Annotated in this window: 4 protein-coding genes; all 4 read left to right on the top strand. The window is 37.8% G+C overall.

Features of this window, described 5'->3' with window-relative positions; genetic code table 11:
* Positions 1 to 250: 250 nt before the first annotated feature.
* Positions 251 to 1,693 carry a hypothetical protein gene (locus LBH98_01305; protein ID MDR0303394.1) on the top strand — a complete coding sequence of 481 codons (1,443 nt, stop codon included), beginning with the start codon at positions 251 to 253 and terminating at the stop codon, positions 1,691 to 1,693.
* Between the two features lie 7 nt (positions 1,694 to 1,700).
* Positions 1,701 to 1,871, top strand: coding sequence for a hypothetical protein (locus tag LBH98_01300; protein ID MDR0303393.1), 171 nt, complete (start codon positions 1,701 to 1,703; stop codon positions 1,869 to 1,871).
* A 225-nt stretch (positions 1,872 to 2,096) separates the two neighbouring features.
* Positions 2,097 to 3,275 (top strand): glycoside hydrolase family 16 protein, encoded by a 1,179-nt coding sequence (locus LBH98_01295; protein ID MDR0303392.1) that lies wholly within the window; start codon positions 2,097 to 2,099, stop codon positions 3,273 to 3,275.
* A 189-nt stretch (positions 3,276 to 3,464) separates the two neighbouring features.
* Positions 3,465 to 4,207: Rpn family recombination-promoting nuclease/putative transposase (locus tag LBH98_01290; GenBank protein ID MDR0303391.1), on the top strand; the 743-nt coding region annotated here is incomplete at its 3' end.

Genomic DNA, 4,207 nt, shown 5'->3' with positions numbered 1-4,207 from the left:
GGGATCTGGACCCCCTTATAAAATTATTGAAAAAATAAAACCAAAAAAGAACAAAAAATAAAAAAAAAAACACAATTTTTTTTTTTTTTAAAGTTCCCCCCCCCCCCCCCCCCCGAAATACAATGTAATTCATTGGTTTCTAAGTGATTACGCGAATTTACTTAAAGTTTTACTTTATATAAATATATGCGAAGACATAAGGCATGTCTTCGCTTTTTTGTTTTCTCGTCAACTTAACAAAGGAGTTTTTATGAGAAAATTGTGTTTTTCAGTAATTTTGGCAGGAATAATATTGTTTATCACGGGATGCAGCAACGATGAGTCGAAAAACGGGAACGGAATAAATATTCCACAAGATCCGCCGTACGTAAGCGGCGGTTCGGTAACCGAAGGCGGCGACGGGAGTAATTATACGGTAACTAATGGAAATCTTTACGAATTTATCGACATGTTTCTTTCCGCTTTAGACTGCTATTATCAAGATTATTATTTGTATAGCGGCAAAAGAGCGGCGCTTCCCGACGAATACAGAAAAGGAAACTATTCGGGAAAAGGTTCTTATAGGATAGAAGGAGACGCTTTCGGATATGCCGAATATAACAAAGACGAGTCGGGAGACTGGAAAAGAACGAGTAAAGGCGAAGGCAAAAGCGGAAGCGGTTATGAAGGTGAAAGCGGAACTGTCAAATTTTTTGATTTTTCAAATAATAATCTGTTGTTTTTGGGTGGAGCGGTCGGTTTTGTAGAGATTTGGAACGAAACATACGAGAAGGATTATAACATTGAGATCTTGACTGTAAAGATAAACGGAAAGATAGATTTTCAAGGCGAATACAAAGGGAAAGTAGTTTTCGACAACGTAGAATTTTATTCAAAATATAGATATGACGATAATTGGGATAATGGTGAAGAGTTTGACTACGGAATTAAAAAAGGGAGTTTCCGTGTAGAAAGCAAAGACGGGAAAACCAAAGTTAATTTGCCGGACTATTTGCTTGAAGATTTTTATTACCCGTATTCAAACAAAGACAACTATTACGGCGACGGCAAGATAAGCGTTAAGACGCCTTCCGTTCCCGCCTATCCAAACGGTATGTTAAGCGTCCATTCGGGAAATAACGCCGCTGTGAACGCCGAAAACATGAATATGTTTTTTAAGGCGTTTATCGATGAATTTTATTACGGAGAGAATGCTCCGCGAGGATATGAATACAAAGAAAACTATGAAGAATTAAATCACGGAAAAGAATCCGGTTATTGTTCGGTCAAAAAAAATGTCATACATCAGAGAAATAACAGCGGGGGCTATACTTCAATAACAGTAATTATGGAGTATAACGATTATTCAAACAACGGTGATTTATATTTCGGCGGCGGTTATGGTAAAGCCAAATTTGAATTTTATAAATATACTAACAATCCGTATTCTTCAATAGAGAAAGACACGGCGATAATTAACGGAAAAGTGACGTTTAACGGAGATTTTAAAGGAACGCTTGATTTTCAAAATTTCAAGTATGTTTATGAATATAATTCCGACAATTACTACTATGATCAAGGTTACAAACACATCGGCGGAAGCGTGAAAATCGGTTCGCTTGACGTTACGCAGGAGTATGTGAAATATGTTCTAAAAGGGGAAAGAATTAATGCGCCGCAAGGAAACATCGATCCGGCTGTCGTAGGGACTTGACTTGTATATGACGAAGAAGAATACGGGTTCTTTGGATTTTTTATTTTCAATTCCGACGGAAGCGGTAAAGAATATTATTATGAATCCGGTTATGGCGGCGAAGATTATCCGTTTACATGGTATGTTCAAAACGGAAATATTTACATTAAGGAGAACGGTTATGATGCGTACTCTTTAGGAGAATATTTTGTTCAAGGTTCGGAGATAACGATTTTAGACGAATACGGAGAATACTACGTAATAACGAAATACAATCAGGCGTTGCCAAGAAGCGTAAGAGGAATAACTCCGGAATCGGCAAAATCTAAATTTTTAATCGATAAAAGGAAATAATTAGAGTATTATTTCACAAGAAAATAAAACGTATATTTAAAGAGAGTGAAGCGAATTTTGGAGGGAAAATATGAATAAAAAAGCGTTTCTTTTACTTGTTTTTTCGATGATTTTGTCGGCTTTTGCCCAAACGTCGATTGGATTTAGCGAATATTTTGATTATTTAAACTTAATCAATTTTGACTACGGCAGCGGCGGAAATAAAGCGAAATGGGCTTGGGAAAACGGCGTTTCTTCCGAAATTGAAGATACTGCGAAAGTCATAAAATTGGCGATGGATCCGGCCGACAAAGCGGGTGCATGGCAAGGACAAAATTTTTCTTCACAATCTTTTACGCATTTCGGCAAATACTCCGCACGGATAAAAATTCCAAACGTTCAAAAACAGCCGAATGTCGGCGGAGTTGTCGGATTTTACACGTATTACAGCGATTTATACGGCGGCGGTGAACAGGAAAAAGACGCCAACAAAAACGGACTCAACGATAACAGTGAAATCGATCTTGAATGGCTGATTGCCAATCCGCAGTTAATTTATATGACGGCTTGGACCGATTATGAAGAAAGCGGCGATTGCAGAAAAATAAGCAGAATAGTAAATCTTGCGAGCGGTAAAATTTATACGACTAATTACGGCGAGAAACTCGGCTCGGCGGGAGTTGAACTTTCCGGCATAGAAAATTCTCCTGAAAATATTACTTCTATAGAAGATTTTGACGCGTCGAAAAGGTTTTATGTTTACGGCTTCGACTGGCGTCCCGAAAGTATTCGCTGGTGGATAATAAATCCTGAAAGCCGTGATACGATAACTCTTTGGAATTACGGCGGAAATATTGAAAGAATCACACAGAAACCCGCAAGATTGATGTTTAATATTTGGCACACAAACGATTGGGCGGCGGAAGATAAACCGTTTTCTGTCGAGGCGCCCGCCGATACGTTTTGGGCTGAATTCGACTGGGTAAAATACGAACGTTTCGACAGCGCAATTTCGCCTGTTTCGATAATTTCACAAAAAAAGCAAAAAACTGACAATTATTCGATAAAATCAGTTCAGAAATATTCAAACAGAACAGTTTTGACGTTCAATGACGTGAAAAACGCTAAAATTTTGGTTTATTCGATTAACGGGCGTAAGTTATATGAGAGCGAAATCGTTGGAAACGGGTGCGTTATTCCGAATTTTCGACAGAGAAGCGTCGCTTTGGTGAAGAAAAACGGAAAAACTATTTGCCGATTATCGTTGTAAGCCTAAACGCTTTTTATAGTTATTTAATTTTCAGCCGTTCTTAAATTGTCGGCATGACGTTTCCGCCGCACACGGGAATAAAAAACCGTTGCACAAGGCGTCTTCCTTAAAAATTTCCGTTAATATTCAGTTTTTCGTTTTTAACTTTGTGCGGTTTAGTATTTTTTTTATTTGTAAAGGGAGAAACTAATGACCGAAAAAGACAATTTACCCAAAATCCTGCCGCCCAAAAACGACATAGTATTTAAGATGCTTTTTGGCGATCAAAGAAACGAGAAAACTCTGATAGCCCTTCTTGAAGCGGTATTGGAGAAGAAAATCAATAAAGTTCAATTACTTAATCCAATAAACAAGCAAAAGAACGAAGATGATAAATTAAGCGTATTGGACGTAAAAGCGAGACTTGATAACGAAGAGGTGATAGATATTGAGATGCAGGTTCGCAACGTACCTGAATTTCGTTCACGTATTTCGTATTATTCGGCACAGATGTTGGTTGAGCAAATAGGCAACGCCGGTAAATATTTGAACATAAAACCGGTAATTTCAATAATTATAGTAGAACATTCGCTTATATTTGAATCTGAAAAGTGTCATAATATATTTTCAATGTTAGAGAAAGAAGAATTGTTTCCGTTTAACGATTTGCAAGAAATACATATATTGGATTTGTCAAGAATAAAGAATGAAAAAGATAAACCGCTTGCAAATTGGCTTGAATTTATAAATTCGGAGAGTGAGGAGGAATTTATGTCTGCAGCGCAAAAAGATAAGGCGATAGGTACGGCGTTTAACGAATTGAAGGCGTTAAGCGCCGACAAGGAGCAGAGAATGCGATATGAATCACGTTTGAAGATGCAGCGTGATATTTGGTCGTTTGAAGATGCGGCGGAAAGGAAAGGAAGACAGGAAGGAAGACAGGAAGGAAGACA

This window comes from Chitinispirillales bacterium, assembly GCA_031254455.1.
In the GTDB taxonomy this organism is placed as follows: domain Bacteria; phylum Fibrobacterota; class Chitinivibrionia; order Chitinivibrionales; family Chitinivibrionaceae; genus WRFX01.
The sequence above is the reverse complement of the archived record's forward strand: the minus strand, read 5'-3'. Positions and strand labels throughout refer to the sequence as shown.

What these genes read in the sequence shown, in the direction of transcription:
- LBH98_01305 (MDR0303394.1), top strand. Translation starts at nt 251, where the DNA reads ATGAGAAAATTGTGTTTTTCAGTAATTTTGGCAGGAATAATATTGTTT.
- LBH98_01300 (MDR0303393.1), top strand. Translation starts at nt 1,701, where the DNA reads ATGACGAAGAAGAATACGGGTTCTTTGGATTTTTTATTTTCAATTCCG.
- LBH98_01295 (MDR0303392.1), top strand. Translation starts at nt 2,097, where the DNA reads ATGAATAAAAAAGCGTTTCTTTTACTTGTTTTTTCGATGATTTTGTCG.